Origin of the sequence: Micromonospora sp. NPDC000442 (genome assembly GCF_042898635.1) — a bacterium.
Lineage (GTDB): Bacteria > Actinomycetota > Actinomycetes > Mycobacteriales > Micromonosporaceae > Micromonospora.
In genome coordinates, this window is record NZ_JBIAYZ010000002.1 from 275,508 (window position 1) to 291,985 (window position 16,478).

General features: G+C 66.1%; 10 protein-coding genes. 6 read left to right on the top strand and 4 right to left on the bottom strand.

All coding sequences use genetic code 11. The annotated features are described in order from the left end of the window. Positions 1-9 precede the first annotated feature (9 nt). Positions 10-1,137 (bottom strand): NAD-dependent epimerase/dehydratase family protein, encoded by a 1,128-nt coding sequence (locus ACFY2A_RS03985; protein WP_387168081.1) that lies wholly within the window; start codon positions 1,135-1,137, stop codon positions 10-12. Beyond that, the gene (locus tag ACFY2A_RS03990; RefSeq protein ID WP_387168084.1) at positions 1,131-2,171 is read right to left on the bottom strand and encodes a polysaccharide biosynthesis protein; all 1,041 of its coding nucleotides are present in this window, start codon (positions 2,169-2,171) and stop codon (positions 1,131-1,133) included. The genes ACFY2A_RS03985 and ACFY2A_RS03990 overlap by 7 nt, the downstream gene beginning before the upstream one ends. Before the next feature lie 404 nt (positions 2,172-2,575). On the opposite strand from ACFY2A_RS03990, the gene ACFY2A_RS03995 reads away from it, so the two are divergent. Further along, a complete protein-coding gene (locus ACFY2A_RS03995) occupies positions 2,576-4,051 on the top strand; it encodes a lipopolysaccharide biosynthesis protein (RefSeq protein WP_387168087.1) in 1,476 nt (491 codons plus the stop codon). 352 nt (positions 4,052-4,403) lie between these two features. Then, positions 4,404-5,249 carry a glycosyltransferase gene (locus ACFY2A_RS04000; RefSeq protein ID WP_387168090.1) on the top strand — a complete coding sequence of 282 codons (846 nt, stop codon included), beginning with the start codon at positions 4,404-4,406 and terminating at the stop codon, positions 5,247-5,249. 97 nt (positions 5,250-5,346) lie between these two features. Here the strand turns inward: ACFY2A_RS04000 and ACFY2A_RS04005 are convergent, their stop codons facing one another. Then, positions 5,347-6,804 (bottom strand): hypothetical protein, encoded by a 1,458-nt coding sequence (locus ACFY2A_RS04005; protein WP_387168093.1) that lies wholly within the window; start codon positions 6,802-6,804, stop codon positions 5,347-5,349. A 518-nt stretch (positions 6,805-7,322) separates the two neighbouring features. On the opposite strand from ACFY2A_RS04005, the gene ACFY2A_RS04010 reads away from it, so the two are divergent. From ACFY2A_RS04010 to ACFY2A_RS04020, 3 genes are all read left to right on the top strand, one after another. After that, positions 7,323-9,326: a heparinase II/III family protein gene (locus tag ACFY2A_RS04010; RefSeq protein WP_387168096.1), complete on the top strand. Its 2,004-nt coding sequence runs from the start codon at positions 7,323-7,325 to the stop codon at positions 9,324-9,326. 107 nt (positions 9,327-9,433) lie between these two features. Beyond that, entirely contained in the window at positions 9,434-10,555 is a 1,122-nt protein-coding gene (locus ACFY2A_RS04015; RefSeq protein ID WP_387168099.1) for a glycosyltransferase family 4 protein, read from the top strand. A gap of 137 nt (positions 10,556-10,692) precedes the next feature. Beyond that, positions 10,693-12,750, top strand: coding sequence for an acyltransferase family protein (locus tag ACFY2A_RS04020; protein ID WP_387168102.1), 2,058 nt, complete (start codon positions 10,693-10,695; stop codon positions 12,748-12,750). A 115-nt stretch (positions 12,751-12,865) separates the two neighbouring features. Here ACFY2A_RS04020 and ACFY2A_RS04025 read toward each other — a convergent pair whose 3' ends face one another. Next, positions 12,866-15,034: a bi-domain-containing oxidoreductase gene (locus tag ACFY2A_RS04025; protein WP_387168105.1), complete on the bottom strand. Its 2,169-nt coding sequence runs from the start codon at positions 15,032-15,034 to the stop codon at positions 12,866-12,868. Positions 15,035-15,210: 176 nt separating this feature from the next. Here ACFY2A_RS04025 and wecB point away from each other — a divergent pair, with 176 nt between their 5' ends. Further along, on the top strand, positions 15,211-16,293 hold the full coding sequence (gene wecB, locus ACFY2A_RS04030; protein WP_387168108.1) for a non-hydrolyzing UDP-N-acetylglucosamine 2-epimerase: 1,083 nt from the start codon (positions 15,211-15,213) through the stop codon (positions 16,291-16,293). The last annotated feature ends 185 nt before the right edge of the window (positions 16,294-16,478 follow it).

Consider the following 16,478-nt stretch of genomic DNA (forward strand, 5'->3'; position numbering starts at 1 on the left):
TGCCGCCGGTCATGCCAGCGCCTTGACCGGTTCTCGCCGACCGCTCTCGACCGGCTCGGCGTACGTGTCGGGCCGCTCCGGATCGAACAGCTCGTTCACCCAGAAGAGAGTCAACAACTCCCCGGGCCCGGTATTGGTGATCTTGTGAACCCACATCGTCGGCATGTCGACCACCATCGGGGTTTCGCCGTCGACCGCAAATCGGACAACGTCGCCGTGACCGACGCGTCGCAGGCTGATCTCGGCGCTGCCGCAAAGAACGACGAAGCGCTCCATCTTGGCCAGGTGGAAGTGCTGTCCGCGGGTGACCTTCGGGTGTGAGGTGGAGCTGAAGGTCTGCCCCTGTCCGCCGTGGGACTTCACCACCTCGGTCAACTCGCCCCGGGAGTCAGCATGTCGGGGCAGCGGAAGCGGGTAGTGCGCAGGGAAGCAGTGCGACCGGTAGGCGTTGAACAGCCTCACCGCGTGCCGGTCCGGCAACGGAGGTATCTCCCCACGGCGGTAGAGCGCGGCGTAATCGGCCAGGCGGTCAGCAAGCTCGCGCACCCCGGTACGCAGCGGAGGCATCTCGGCATCCCAACTGCCTCCCGTAGCCACCCCGAGCAGATGGGCAGCGGCGTCGGTGGCGTGCACCAGGTGCAACTCGCGGTCTTCGTGCACCTCCGGACGGCGGCCCTCGGCGAGCACCCGGCAGAACGTCGCCGTCACCGAGTTGTAGAAGGGCCGCCCGTGTTCGCCGTACAGGTTGGCCAGCCGGGCATCGACGAAGTCGAGGCCGGTGCCGGCGAGAGTCTCCGCCGCGACCGCCTTGGCGTCGCCATAGGGAGTGCCGTTGCCCGCCTGTACCGAATTCGCGAAGACGACGGTCCGGGGTGGCATTGGACACTGGTTCAGCCCTCGGGCAAGGGCGGCAGCCAGTTCCACGTTGCCGGTAGCCACCTCGACCGGGTCACCACGATTCACCCCCGCCAGGTGAAGTACCCGATCCACCCCGGCGACCTTCGCCGCCAGCACCACAGGATCGGCCAGATCAGCCCGGGTGAGCAGAACGGGCTCCGGCCAGCCGAGCGCTCGGGCCAGTACCCGGGTGTGCCACCCAAGGAAGCCGTTGCCACCAGTGATTGCGAGGCTCAGCACGCCAGCACCGGGTCTCGCTGGGCCAACTCCGCTCGCACTTCAGGCAAGGTGAGCAGCAGGTCGATAATCTGCGGCACGGCGAGTTGCGGTGCATTGGCGGAGTTGAAGTCGTCGTCGGGCGCGACGTCGAGCTCACCTTCGGTGACGTAAAGGGCATAGTTGAGGTCCCGGTCGTCAACGGGCACCCGGAAGAAAGCCCCGAAGTCGTCGGCTCGGGCCAACTCCTCGCGGCTGGCAAGGGTCTCGTGCAACTTTTCGCCGTGCCGTACCCCGATGGGATCCAGCTTCGCCGGCACGTCGAAGAGTTGACAAAGCGCGACCGCCAGGTCCCCGATGGTGCACGCGCTCGCCTTGCGGATGAAGATGTCGCCCGGGCGCGCGTGCTGGAAGGCGTGCTCCACCAGGTCCACGGAGTCCTGCAGAGTCATCAGGAACCGGGTCATCGACGTGTTGGTGACCGTCGGCGCGCGGCCGGCCTTGATCTGCTCGATGAACAGTGGAATCACCGAGCCACGGGAGAACATCACATTGCCGTACCGGACACTGGAGATCGTGGTCGGGCTGCCGGGGTTGTTCCTCGAGTGGGCCTGGGCCACCTTCTCCATCAACGCCTTGGACATGCCCATCGCGTTCACCGGATAGACGGCCTTGTCGGTGCCGAGCATGACCACCGAACGCACCGCGTTGCGCTCGGCCGCCTCGACAACGTTCGCGCTTCCCAACACGTTGGTACGAACCGCCTCCAACGGGAAGAACTCGCACGACGGCACCTGCTTGAGTGCGGCGGCGTGGAACACGAAGTCGACACCGCGTGTTGCGCGCAACACCGTGTCGTAGTCCCGCACGTCACCGACGTAGTAGCGCACCCGGTCGTCGCCGAGCACACGTCGCATCGCGTCCTGTTTGGCCTCGTCCCGGCTCAGCACCCGAACCTCACCGACATCGCGGTCGAGCAGCCGGCGAACCATCGTCTGGCCGAACGAACCGGTGCCGCCGGTAATCAGCACCCGGCGGCCGGAAGGCAGGAATCCCACGGGTCAGCTCCTTTTCGTCACGTTTGGGTGGCGGCGGCGTTGACCTGATTGGGTCGTCCCGACCGGCCACGTGACGGGCAACGAACCCGCCCACGTCCAAGAAACGCCCGAAAAATCCTCATACACGTTGATGTGATGCTCATCAGACTATAGGGCAGAATATCTATATGAGTCATGCAAAACGCAGATGTCAGTACGAAGGTCTGATATAACGCTTCTTGGGGAACTTGCCCAGACCCGGCGGCTCCGCACCGCACCTATGAACCCAATTCCTGGAGACGCGAGCGTGACTGACCGTCGACCCTACGTTCACGTCGTGAACATGGGGAATCACCGGCCACGCCGAGCTTCCTCCCGGCGGGCGACCGGGCCACCTTCGCATCGCAGATCGATTAGGACCGGAAATGCCGGTTTCCGATAGCAAGTTCGGGCGGGGCCAACAGGCTGCAACGGCATGGGACGGATCCGAGCAGGCCGTCGAAACTGTCGAACGTCCCGTACCACCGACCCCAGCACGCCCCGGCCCAAGCCGCGGTCGTCAACTGCTGTCCTGGATAACCACCGCGACGCTGAGTCGGGCGGTCAGCGCGCTTGTCCCGCTCGCCCTGATCCCCGTGACCTTGTCGCACCTCGGCACCGAACTGTACGGGTTGTGGACTGCGGTCATCGCGATCACCGCCATGATGGCGTTCGCTGACCTGGGGGTCGGCCTCGGGCTGATGACCCGGCTCGCACCACTCAGGGTCTCCGACGACGTGGATACCGCCCGACGGTACATCTCCAGCGCCTATGCGGTCGTGTCGGCCGGGGTTCTCTTCCTGTGCGGGCTGCTCTGGCTCCTCGCGGGCGTCATCCCGTGGTCGTTGGTCTTCAACGTCAGCGGGCCGACTGCACGAGATGGGCAGATCGTCGCGTTGGTCTGCCTGACCGCCGCGCTGCTGAACATTCCGCTGTACTTGGTATACCGCGTTCAGTACGCATACCACCAAGTGGTGGCCAGCAACGCCTGGCAGGCTGCCGCGAGCGTAGCCGCCCTGCTGGCCGCGCTGGGCGCGGTGCTCGCCGACCTGCCGCCCATCGCGGTCATCGCCGCCGTTGCTGTGTGCCCCCCCTTGGTAAACGTGATCAACACTCTATGGACGTACGGCTGGCGCCTGCCCCAGCTGGCACCTCGCCTGCGGTACGTCGGGCAGCGGACTGTACGCGACCTGCTACACCTCGGTGGCCTGTTCTTCCTCACGACACTGGTGATGACTCTGGCAGACAATGCCGATCCATTGATCATCGCACATGTCTTGGGCCTGGCGAGCGTCACTGCGTATGCCGTGCCGGCAAAGCTGCTGACCCAACTCGGACCGCTGGTGATGCTGGTAAATCAGCCACTATGGCCCATGTACGGCGAGGCGCTGGCTCGTGGGGACGTTTCCTGGATACGCAGGACGGTTCGCCGGATGACGTTCGTCTCCGTGCTCATCGCGCTGCTGCCATCGACCTTTTTGGTGCTGTTCGGGGACCGGCTCTTCGCGGCATGGCTACCCGTCCCGGTGGGAAGTCGTTCGCTGCTGCTCGGGCTGGCCTGTTGGTGGATCACGATGGCGGCAATCTCTCCCCGGTTCATGGTGCAGAACGCAGCCGGACTCCTCCGTCCACAACTCCTGGGGTATTCGCTGTATCTCCCGCTTTCCGTGCTCGGAAAGCTGTACGGCGTACACCGGCTCGGGATATCCGCGACGCCGTACATCGGCGTCGCCGTCTATGCCCTGACCGTGGCCCCTGCAGCCGTCTACGGCTACCGGCGGGTGTTGGCGACACAGCCGACCACAGCCGCGGCGGCGCCAAGCACACTCGTCGGAACTTCGCCCAGAGATGTCAAGGAGTGACATGAAACGCCGAGCCAGATGGGTTGCCTTCGTAGGCCCGTTTCCGTTTCCCTGGGGAGAGGCGGGGTCACGACGAGCCTTCGGTCTCGTAGCATCCCTGGCCGCCGCCGGGCGCGACGTGGTGGTCGCCAGCGGCGGGCATGAACCGCTGACCGTGACGTCGCTACATGAGTTCGACGGACCGGGAGCGGTATCCCACATCGGGTTGAGTGAAGCACCACCCCGAGGAGCCGGGCTGGTCACGAGCAGCATCCAGACGTTGGTGCGCTGGGGTCGGCGGACGGTCCGGTGGCTGGACGCCCAACCGACGAGGCCTTCCCACGTTCTCGTACACGGCGGCCAGGCGCAGTACATGATTCATCTCCAGCAGTGGTGCCGGCGCAATGATGTACCCCTGATCGTTGATGTGGTCGACTGGTACAACGGGAGCTACGTGCGAGGCGGCTACTTCGGCCCGCTGCACGTCAGCATGAAGCTCGCGCTGCACTACTACTACCCACGTTGCGACGGAATCGTCGCCATCAGCTCCTACCTGGAGTCCCACTACCGCCGCACCGGTAAGCCGGTTCTACGGGTTCCGCCCACCCTGGACGTCAAGAACCTCACGGTCCAGGCCAGGCACAGGACAGGTGACTCGTCCGGCCTCACGCTTGCCTACGCGGGCAATCCGCACGGAAACAAGAAGGACCTCCTGGCGACCGTCATCGAGGCGGTACGGCGCGTCGAGGATGAGGGGGCGAGCATCGAACTGCGAATCTACGGACCGACGGTTGACGAGGTGCGTCACCTCCTGGGTCGGCGGGCGCTGCCGAAAGGGGTGCGCTGCCTTGGCCGCCTACCGCAACCCGAGGTGGCGGACGCCCTGCAGGAGGCAGACTTCACCGTCCTCGTTCGCCGGTCAGAGCGGGCCACGGAGGCCGGCTTCTCGACCAAATTCTGCGAAAGCCTGGCCAGCGGCACCCCGGTGATCGCCAACCTCACCAGCGACCTGGGCAAGTACCTGCATCACAACCTGGAGGGTCTGGTCTGCCGGGACCATACCTTGGCAGAAGTCACCGAGGTATTCCGAGCTGCTGTCCGACTGAGCACCGCACAGCGCAGCCTCATGCGCCAGGCTGCGCGAAGCCGAGCGCTCGAATCTTTCGACTACCGGGCCTACGCCGAGCCGCTCGGGGCTTTCCTCCGGCAATGGGATTGACACTCCACCCACTGCACCCGCTGCGGGCACTCATCCCCGACCTACCTCTCGGCGCCCATAAAGCGCAACGGCCCGGGTGGACGTCCGGCTTCAACACCTAGCGGGCGTAGATAACCGGCTGCGGTTGTACCTCCGGACGGCGCCTCCCGAAGAGGGAGGAGGCTGCGTACAGTGCCAGGAGCGTGGCCGTCCCCGCAGTAGCATCTGGAGAAAGCCCGAGCTGATTATTCGCAGGCACGTAGGCGATGAGAAGGCAGAGTTGAGTAAAGACCAATGTCGGCAGCACCCGCCTGGTCGAGACGGCATCGGACCACGCACGCGCAAAGAGCCATCCGACGAAACCCATAAACAACGCCGCTCCGGGGAATGTCAGATCCGAGGCGAGCCAGGGATAGATGGTGGCCCAGTACATGAGCGCTGGCCACCCGCTTCGTGCTTCTGTGCGGTACGGATAGGCAGGATGGTCCATCGGGTCCACACCTAGAGCCTGTTCGCCGAACATCGACGCAGAATGTGAACTGCCCAGGCCATAGGACCATTCAAACGGAGTTTGGAGGTTGTGAGAGAGCCCTAGATAGCCATGTGTCGGGTAGAACAGGGTACTGGCGATGCCCTCCGCTGCACGTTCTCCCACGAGCTCCGAGACAGCCGGGCTCGGACGAATGTACTCGCCGACACCGAACTCAGCGGACCGCGCCGCGTGGATATATGTCATATACAGCAGAAAGAGCGCGAACGCCCCGCTCATCAATATGAGAGCCGATCGGCGCTTGGAGCGGACACGGCGCCGACGTTTCATCGTCGCCCGCGCTATCAGTAGCCCGCCCAGCATCATGAGAACAAGGTCACCCAGACCTTTCATGGTGCCGATGAAGAGGAAGAACGCAACATGTAGAGCTATCCCCGCTATTCCCGCGATCCGGGCGCTCACGGGTAGGCTACGCCAGTAGAGCGCCAGCAACGGCACCAGTGCGGTGCCCAGCACGCCGACCAGCGCCAGCAGCCACATCAAAGGGCTCACTTCGCCTGCGTCCTGGGCCAGCAGATCTAGCTTGTTCGCATAACCGGTCGCGGGGTTCTGAAGGCTTGCCCAGACACTTCCCGGGCCGGTTGCGCCGAACTCCCACAGGCGGGCCAGACTTCGCACCGCGTAGTAGGTCGCAGCGATGAGGACCAGATATCGCACAAGCCGGAGACGCTTGCCCTGGTCGGTTGGGGCAACGACCCGGGAAGGCGGACGGCGGGAGATCTGCACTGCATACCCTGCGGCGAATAGGGTGGTCGCGCCGAGGACAAAGAGGCAGAGCTGGTCCGGGTTTTTGACATAACGGGCCAACCCGGTCAGCCAGAAGGCGCCGAAGGTGCCGAGCAGCCAGAACAGCGCCACCCAAAGCGGGAGCCACGCCACCGCTGCGCGGTTGGACCGCGCGGGAATCGGCGCCTGCGCCTGACGTCCGTCTCGTCCAGGACCGGAGGGCAGGAACGCAGACTCTGTGGCCGCCCTGGATGACGACGCCGGCTGTCGCTTACCGATGAATCCGTCGGTGGCGGTCACTGGAGCCCGCTACCGGATGGCTGTTCTACCGAACGGACCACCACCGACCGTCGCACCCGGAGACGGATGTGATCGAGTGAGTTCACTTGCGACGCCTCCGCACTGATCAACCTAACCTCCCTGTGCAGAATTTGTATCAGACACGGCCGGGAGTCACGCCGAAATACAGCAATCAGACGCCGACGCCGCAGAGCTGAAAGGCGCGAGCATGCTCACCAGTTGCAGCGCGAGCACCTAACCTCGCAGAAAAGGCGATCTGAGCCCCTGTCGACATGCCAGTGCGCGCACATTCAACGAATCAACATCCCATGAAGTTGCGCACGTGGTGCGTTCGACATGAACGACAATGCTTCACGTTCATCTTTCCCCCAACTCCGGCACTTCTTTACGGTGATTGTCGGGCGTCTGCCGACAGGGCCGTGACCAGCCGGCGGGTTTACCGGATAGACAGATCGACGGAGAAGCTGTCAGCCCTACAGACCGAGATCGACTCGGTCGCCGCGGCCAAGGGGAAGTGGATGGGAAAAACGGTACTGCGCACGATCGCCGCGGACACGCGCGCCCTGGGTCTGTCGGCGCCGATGCGCGCCGCGTACGAGGCATCGAAGCGCAGCGGTTTCCATCTCGTCCTGTTCCGCGGTGGGGCACATCGGCACCATCCGGCCACCTCAGTGCCGCTGACCAACATGTCGCCGGCCGGCGACGAGGCCCGGCGGCGGTGCCTTGACGACGCCCAGCGCGTGCTGCTCGAGGGCGTACGTGTCTTCGGGCGGCGAGTGTCGACGGGTGTGTCGGCGCCTTGGAGCAGCGACCCGCTGACGGGGCGGCAGTGGCCGGCGCAGCAGCCGTGGTGGCGCATCGACATCCGGTCCGAGGCACGGCTGTCCGACGTGAAGTACGTCTGGGAGGCAGCACGCCACCGGGACCTTGTCGTGCTGGCCCGGGCTGCCCGTCTCGACCCGCCAGGACCGTGGCAGGACACGCTCACCGACCTGCTGCGTAGCTGGTGCGAGCAGGCACCGCCGGAGCGGGGTGTGAACTGGTACTCCAGCCTCGAACTCGCGCTGCGGGCAATCGCCTGGAACCAGATCCTGACACTGGCGGGTGACCGGCTCCCCGGTGACCTGGTGGTCGCCATGGAGCGGCTGCTACTGGCCAGCGCCCGACACCTGGTGATCGAGCTGCCCTACACGTTGAGCAGCATGCGCAACAACCACATGCTCGGCGACGCACTCGGGCTGATCCTGCTGTCGCGCATGTTCCCCACCGCTCGGCGAGCCGCCTGGTGGGCGCGCACCGGCGAGAAGATGTTCGCGGCGCAGTGGCAGCGGCACATCGAGTCCGACGGCCGCATGGTGGAGGACTCTTTGTCGTACCACCGTTTCGTGCTGGAAATGCTCATCGTGCGCGCAATGCTGGGGAACGCGCCGGCCGACGTGCAGCGTGGCCTGTACGCCGCCAGCCATCACCTGGCTAGGTTGGGCGTGTTTGACGGCGACATTCCCCAGTACGGCGACTGGGACGAGGGGCGCGTGTTGGCGTCTTCCGGTGACGCGCTCGACGTGGCTGGCTCCGTCGCGCTGGGCCTGGTGCTCTCCGGCGAGCGGGTACCGCAGCGCTGGTACGCCGACTTTGACGAACTGGCATGGTACGCACCCGCACCAGGCAATGGGGTCTCGCCCGGGAGGAATGCCTCGATCACCCGCCGCCAGCCGTCGGCCACAGCGTCCGGTGGTATCGCCCGCGTCGACCGGGGGCCCTGGCGGCTCTGGTTCAAGGTGGATGCCGGCCCCTCGCACGGGCACGCCGACCTGACCTCGGTGTGGATAAAGCATGACGGCAGGTGGTTGATTGCCGACCCGGGCACAGGTACTTACAACGGGCCACTTGAGGTGCGGAACGGACTACGCACCTCTGCCGCCCATCCGGTCCGCCGGCCGGACGGGCGCGATCAGTTGGTTCCGCATCGCGCGTTCCGGTGGCTGAACACCGGCCGCGGGTATCTGGGGCAGCCGCTGGTACTACCCGACCACACCGTGCTGTTCGGCTGGCACGACGCGTACACCCACGGCCAGCGGCCGGTCCGCGTCGGCCGCGCGGTGGTGGTGGCTGAGCATTACGTGGCAATCATCGAGTTCGCCGATCCACCGGCCGCCGCCGAGTCCTGGTCGTTGACCATCCCACTACACCCGGACGTCGCGGTCGACGGCAACGTTCTCCTCACCGGTGCAAGCAAGGTCGATCTCGTCGGACTGGATGCACACGCGGTGGTACGGGGGCAGCCGGCACCGTTCGCGGGTTGGCACAGCCGCACGTACGGGCAATGGGAGCCAGCGAGCTGGATCATCACCGAGAGCCGGACCGCCACCACCGTCTGGGGGCTCGGGGCCCTGCCCGCACCGAGCGCCGAACCAGCCACCTTCGACGGTCTCCGGTTCCAGGTGGTCTGGGAGCAGGCCGCCGCCCGGCTCGCACTGACCCACGAAGCCTCAGGCGTCGTTCACGAGGTGCGAGCGGCGTAATGGATCGACGCAGCGTCCTCGTCTTCAATCACTTCGCGGTACCCCGGGGATATCCGGGCGGAACTCGGCACGTTGAGCTGTTCAGCCGGCTGCCAGGGTGGTCGTACGTGGTCATCGCCGGTCGCCTCAACATGGCAACCGGCCAGCCGCAGCGAGCGGAGCCGGGCTTTCGTCCCGTCGCGGTGACGCCATATCGGGGCAACGGCCTGGGCCGGGTGGTCAACTGGGCCAGCTACGCGGTGACGGCCGCCGCCGCGGGCCTCGGGCAACCACGCCCCAATCTGGTGTACGCGTCCTCACCCCACCTGCTAGCCGGCCTATCTGGCTGGATCGTGGCGGCGATTCGACGTACACCGTTCGTCCTGGAGATCCGGGACCTCTGGCCGCGCGTCCTGGTTGACATGGGCAAGCTTGCGGAGTCCTCCCTGACATACCGGGTGCTGGAGCGCGTGGAACTGTTCCTGTACCGACGCGCTCGCCGCGTGGTCATCATGGCACCAGGTCTGCGGTCGGTGATCGAGGGCAAGGGCGTTGAGCCGGAGCGGATCGCATTCATCCCCAACGCGGCTGACCCGGCGGATTTCGTGCCCAGTGCGCCTCGCGACGAATTGCGGCGCCGGTACGGGTTCACCCGCCGCACCGCCGTCTACGCCGGCGCTCACGGCCCCGCCAATGGACTCGACCTGCTCCTGTGCGCGGCCAGGGCGGTGCCGGAGCTGGACGTCGTACTGGTGGGGTCGGGCGTGGACAAGCCACGCCTACAGGCGACAGCGTATGACATCCATAATGTGAGGTTTCTCGACCCGGTACCGAAGACCGAGATGCCAGACATCCTCCACGCGGCGGATGTCGGTGTGCACGTCCTCGCCGACGTCGAGCTGTTCCGGGCTGGGGTCAGTCCAAACAAGGTGTTCGACTACATGGCCGCCGGGCTGCCAATCATCACCAACAGCCCGGGAGTTGTCGGCGATCTCGTGGCGGGCGCCGGCTCCGGATACGTGGTGGCGCCGGGAAACCTCGCCCACGGCCTCGGACAGGTGGCTCAGGCGGGCTCGGCAGAGTTGGCCAAGCTCGGGGCGGCAGGCCGCCAGTGGATACAACACAATCAGTCGCGCACGGCGATGTCGGATGCCTTGGCGCGCCTGCTCGCATCCGTGGTCAACGAAACGGGCGAGCCTAGAAAGAGCCGAACTCCCGATGGAAGCGACTTATCGTGCAGAGCGGACTAAATCAGGGTCAAGGCGCACGTAATGTGTCGCATGTGGCTATACCAAGTGATCTGTGGGCGCAGCCCCGGACCGTAACGCCGACGCCACCCAAGTCGGCATCGCCCGTCCCGCCTTCCTTCCGTGGTGACATCGAGGGAATGCGAGCCGTCGCCGTGCTGCTGGTGCTCCTCGGTCATGCCGGGGTGCCCTACCTACCCGGCGGTTTCATTGGCGTGGACGTGTTCTTCGTCATCTCGGGCTTCCTCATCACCGGCCTGCTGCTCAAGGAACTCGACCAACGCGGCCGACTCTCACTTGCCGATTTCTATGCTCGGCGTGCGAAGCGCTTGCTTCCCGCCGCCGGGACGGTCCTCGTCGCGACTCTGGTGCTGACCTACTTCTTCCTGCCTCGCGCGCGCTGGTCAACGACCGCCTGGGATGTCGTCGCCAGCGCCTTCTATGCGATGAACTGGCGCATGGCTGACCAGTCCCTCGACTACGTCGCCGCCAACGCCGCACCGAGCAGCGTCCAGCACTTCTGGTCCCTGGCTGTGGAGGAACAGTTTTACCTGGTCTGGCCCCTACTACTGATCGGGCTCGGGTGGATGGCCCATCGGTGGAGACGAGGACGTCGCGGCCTCTACCTGTTCGGGCTGGCATTGATCGCGGTTCCATCGTTCGCCTGGGCACTGCACACCTCGCCGGTCGACCCGTCCGCCTATTACGTCACCACGACCCGGATGTGGGAATTGGCCCTCGGCGGCGCCATCGCGGTCACGGCGACCTGGCTCAGCCGTGCTCCCAGCGTGGTTGCTGTCCCACTAGCGTGGATCGGGCTGATCGCCGTCTGTGTGTCAGCCGTACTGATCGATACCGAAGCCGGCTTTCCGGGATACACCGCGCTCGGCCCCACCCTGGGCACGGCCGCGGTGATCGCGTTCGGTCCGGCAGCCGGCCGAGGTGGGCCCGCTCTCCTGTTGAGTCGGCAGCCGATGCGCGGGATCGGTGCACTCTCGTACTCGCTGTACTTGTGGCACTGGCCGATGTTGATCGCCGCGCAAGCCCAGTTCGGGGACCTCAGCGTCGGCGTCGCACTCGCGGTAGTCGCCGCCTCGGCGATCCCCGCCGCGCTCACCTATCACTTCATCGAGAATCCGGTCCGTCGATCGCGAATTCTCGCCGAACGACCCCTGAATGCCCTGCGTGTCGGTGCCATCTGCACCGGGGCCGCCGCCCTGGCCGGCCTGACGTTCCAACTGGCCATCCCGATGACCGCAGGCTCAACTGCACCATCAGTCATCATGGGGCAGGTGCCCGGTGCCACCGTCCCGGCGGCACCGGCGGGCCCGGCCGGCGCGGCGGCTCTCGGGTCGTCACCCCGTGCCGGCCGTGCCGGTGTTCCGGTCGATAAGGTCGACTCGATCAGCCCTGACCCACTGTCAGCGTCCCGGGATGCGCCGCTGTCTCGCAACCGGGGCTGCCATGTCGACCAGGTCTCAGCGGTTCCTAAAGCCTGTGTGTACGGAAAGGCGGACGCGACGACTACTGTCGTGCTCGTCGGCGACTCTCACGCTGACCAGTGGATTCCTGCCATGCAGAAGGTCGCGGAGACGAACGGCTGGCGCCTCGTCACCCACACGAAATCTGGCTGCCCCTTCCTGGCAGCAGAGATCTCCCTGGACAACCGGCCCTACTCGTCCTGCTTCGAGTGGAACCGGGCGGTCCGGGCGGCGCTGCTCGACGCGGACCGACCCGATCTCTTGATCACTACCCACTCCGAATACCCGGTGGTGGGCGAATCGGCGGCCAACAGGCGATCCGCGATGGTCCGCGAATTGCGGGCGACGTGGAGCAGCCTGCTCGCCGAGCAGATCCCGATAGTGGTGCTGCGGGACACACCGCTCCACCCGGAGGACATCGCCGAGTGCGTGTCCGAGAATCTGAAGCACCTGTCAAAGTGCGCCACCCCCCGGGGCGATGCCCTCGCTGGCGGGGGCGGCCCCGCTCAGGAACAGGCAGTTGTCGGTCTCCACGGCGTACGCCTGGTCGACCTGAACGACTGGATCTGCCCTGCGGACCGGTGCGCGCCCGTCATCGGAGGCGTTCTCGTCTGGCGCGACGCACACCACTTGACCGCCACGTACTCAGCGACGCTCGCCCCTTTCCTGGACACCGCTCTCAAACCAGTGCTGGACGAGATTCGACCCGCCCGATAGAGGGCCCGGTACCAACGGTTCGGACCAGCCCATACATGCGAACGAGCACCATCCCAGCGGCAGGCCGCCGGCATGGTGCTCGTTCGGTCGTCCTACAGAGGTGTCGGCCGTCCGTTCACGAACTGGATCCCGCGCTCACACCGGTCGCGACATCGGCCTGGGCAGGCAGGTAGGACGGGCCCGGCCGGATGCCCGCCAGGGCGGCCACCACCGACAGCGCAGCCCTTGTCGTGCCGATCGAGGCTGCGAGATCAGGCTCGTCAGAGCCGTTCTCCGCGATTGCCGCGCGTACGTGGGCGAGTTGCTCTTGATGGCCCTTGCCGGCAGGTACCCGTCGCATCACCCGGCCATCGACTTCCAGACTGCGAAAATCGTCGATAACGATCGTGTGGCCGCGACCGAGGACCTCCACGCGCTCCTTGGGGGTGCGCTGGTTTCCCCGGGTGCAGTACGTGATGGTCGCTGTCGACCCGTCCGGGTATCCGAGCAGGACGCTCACGTCCTCCTCCAGTCCCGGCTCGCCGCGACCGCTCCCGTACGCGTGGACAACGTCGGGTTGTGCGCCCACGAGCCACGAGGCGAGGTCGATGAAGTGACACACCTCGCCACGGATCCGGCCGCCCTGAAGCCGATCGTGATACCAGTGCGAGTCGGGCAGCGGCCCGGCGTTGATTCGGTAGGAGACGGTCAGTGGCCCGGATCCGGCCGCCAGCACATGCTTGGACCGAACCACCATCGGCGCCTGCCTGCGATTGAAGCCGACGAACAGATGGCCTGAGTTGCGGTGATAGGCGGCCACGACCTCGTCGAGCTCGTCCTGGGTGAGCGCCAACGGCTTCTCCACGAACACGTGCTTGCCGGCATCCAGCGCCTGCGCCACCAGGCGGGCGTGGGAATCGTGGCGGCTCAGGATGAACACCGCGTCGACATCGGCACAGTTCAGCAGTGCCTCGGTCGTCGGTAGTACGAGGGCGATGCCGTTACGCTCGGCAGCGTGACGCGCCGAGAGCCCTTTGGCGGTGGTGATGGCGGCCAAGTCGTCACCCCAGCCCGCCGCCTTCAGCGCCGGCAGGAAGGTTGCCTTGGCGTAGTTGCCGGCACCGATCAACCCTGCCCGCGGTCGCGACGAGCTGCGGCGCGGACGAATCGTGATCGCCTGTCGGCAGAACTCCACCGGGGCTGCGTAGCTGAGCTGCACCGCGAGCGAGCGCGGTTCGGAGGCCAGCACGTCGTACGCATCCGTCGCCTGCTCGATCGGGAAGACGTGCGTGATCAGGTCGTCCACCGCGACGCGACCACCGGCCACCAGATCGAGATATGCCTCGATGTTGCGTCGAGCTGTCCAGCGCACATGGCCGACCGGGTAGTCGATGCCCCATTCCTCGTAGGCGCGGTCGTAGCGGCCGGGCCCGTAGCTGCGGGCGAACCGCAGGTCGAGCTCCCGCTCGTAGAACTGCCGGCGGTCAAGCTCCAAGCCGACATCGCCGACCACGACCAGCCGGGCACGGTCACGGGCGATCTCGGTGCTCCGTGTGATCGGCGTCGAGGATGGTGTCGCCGCCGTGACCAGGATCGCGTCAACGCCTCGGCCACGGGTCAGCTCCATGACGCGCTCGGTCGTGGCCGCACCGGCCTCGACCAGGCCGACCGCGCCAGCCCTTTGGGCCAAATCGGCCGTCCACTCGCGTAGGTCGATGCCGATGACGTTCAGCCCAGAGGCCAGTGCCAGGCGGAGCGTCAGTTGCCCGACCAGCCCGAGGCCGACCACCGCGATCGAGCCACCCAGGCCCACCTCGGCCTGTCGCAGTCCCTGCAACGCGATGGCCGCAACCGCGCCGAAGGCGGCCGCCTGATCCGACACGGCTTCCGGAACGGGTATCGCGAGCAGACCCGGCACAGCCTGATACTCGGCGTGTCCCACCGAGGCTGTCGCCACCCGCATTCCCGGCCGGATGCCATCGGTCGCCATGCCAGCCGTGACGACGAAGCCGGCTGCGCTGTACCCGAGCGGCATGTCCTCGTCCAGCCGGCTGCGCACGGCGGCGAACGTCGAGCGGACGCCCGTGGTGCGCGCCTTGTTGACGACCTGGCGGACCAGGTCCGGCCGCGCCCGGGCCTTGCGCAGCAGGCCCGCCGAGGCGAGTTCCCGCACGGCACGTTCGGTTCCCGCCGAGAGAAGGGATCTGCGCGTGGCGACGAGCACCTCGGTGGGACCGGGTTCGGGCTGCGGGACCTCGACGACCCGAACTTCGCCGCCGGACACGGACTGAACAATCTGCTTCACGGGGCGCGCCTGCCTTAGGAAGTAGAAAAAGAATCGCGTACGCGGTGGCAACCCGTCGGGGTTGCATACCCGCGCCGCACCCGTCAATCGCGATTCTATCGAGGTAGTGCATTAAACTCGTCAACTTGCACGATTGGCGCGCCTCGTCGATCAACGCCGAATTAACAAGGAGTCTCATGTCAGCCGCTGCCGTCCTGCATGTAACCGGCGCACGCCCGAACTTCCCCAAAGCAGCGCCGGTGATCAGAGCGCTTCACCAGCAGGGTTTCAACCAACGCCTGGTACACACCGGACAGCACTATGACGAGCGGATGTCCGAGGTCTTCTTCCGCCAACTCGACCTACCCGAACCGGACATCAATTTGGGCGTGGGCTCGGGAAGCCACGCTCGCCAGACCGCAGATGCCATGACCGGGCTGGAAGCATTGATGGCCGAAACGAGACCGGGTGTCACCGTTGTCTATGGCGACGTGAATTCTGCACTCGCCGCAGCCCTCGTGTCGGCAAAACTGGGTATCCCGGTTGCACATGTGGAAGCTGGTCTGCGCAGCTTCGACCGAACCATGCCCGAGGAGATCAACCGTATTGTCGTCGACCACGTGTCCGACCTGTTGTTCGCCACAAGCCACGACGCGGTGGCGCACCTGGGCAACGAGGGAATCGCTGCGGAAAAGATCCACCTGGTCGGCAATCCCATGATCGACACACTGCTGGCCAACCTCGATCGTTTCGACGTCACCGCAATCCGCACTGCACTGGCACTTCCCGAGAATTACCTAGTGGCGACGCTTCACCGGCCGGCGAACGTCGACGACGCGGCGGACGTGATCGGACTAGTGAAGGCGATGCACGCCGTCGCCGACCAGATCCCGGTCATCCTGCCCCTGCACCCACGCGGCCGACGCCACCTCGAGGACGCAGGGTTGCTCTCGCACCGTGCGCTTCGCGTCGTCGAACCACTGGGCTACCTCGAATTTCTCAGCCTGGTGCGCGGCGCCGTCGCTGTCGTCACCGACTCCGGCGGCGTGCAGGAGGAGACGACGATGCTCGGGATTCCCTGCCTGACGCTACGGCCGAACACCGAGCGGCCGGTCACCATCACCCACGGCACCAACCGCCTGGTCACCCGGGCCGCCCTGGCCGACACGGTGGCGAGCACGATCGCCGCCGGCCCGCCCACCGCACGGCGCACTCCGCCGTTGTGGGACGGCGCCGCCGGTGAACGGATCGCGGACGTTCTCACCGAACTTCTCCGATAACCGAAGTCGGCATCGACCGCCATCATCAATTCAGCTGGACGGCGCTCCCGAACAACCGAAGCGGCCTCGGTCGAACTTGGTCTCGGTGTGGATCCCGGACCGTAAAGCGCGTCGGCGAAGGGCGGGCATTGACATCGATGTGCACCGACAGCAGGCTTCCGCTCACAGGTCCTTCACATCAGGAG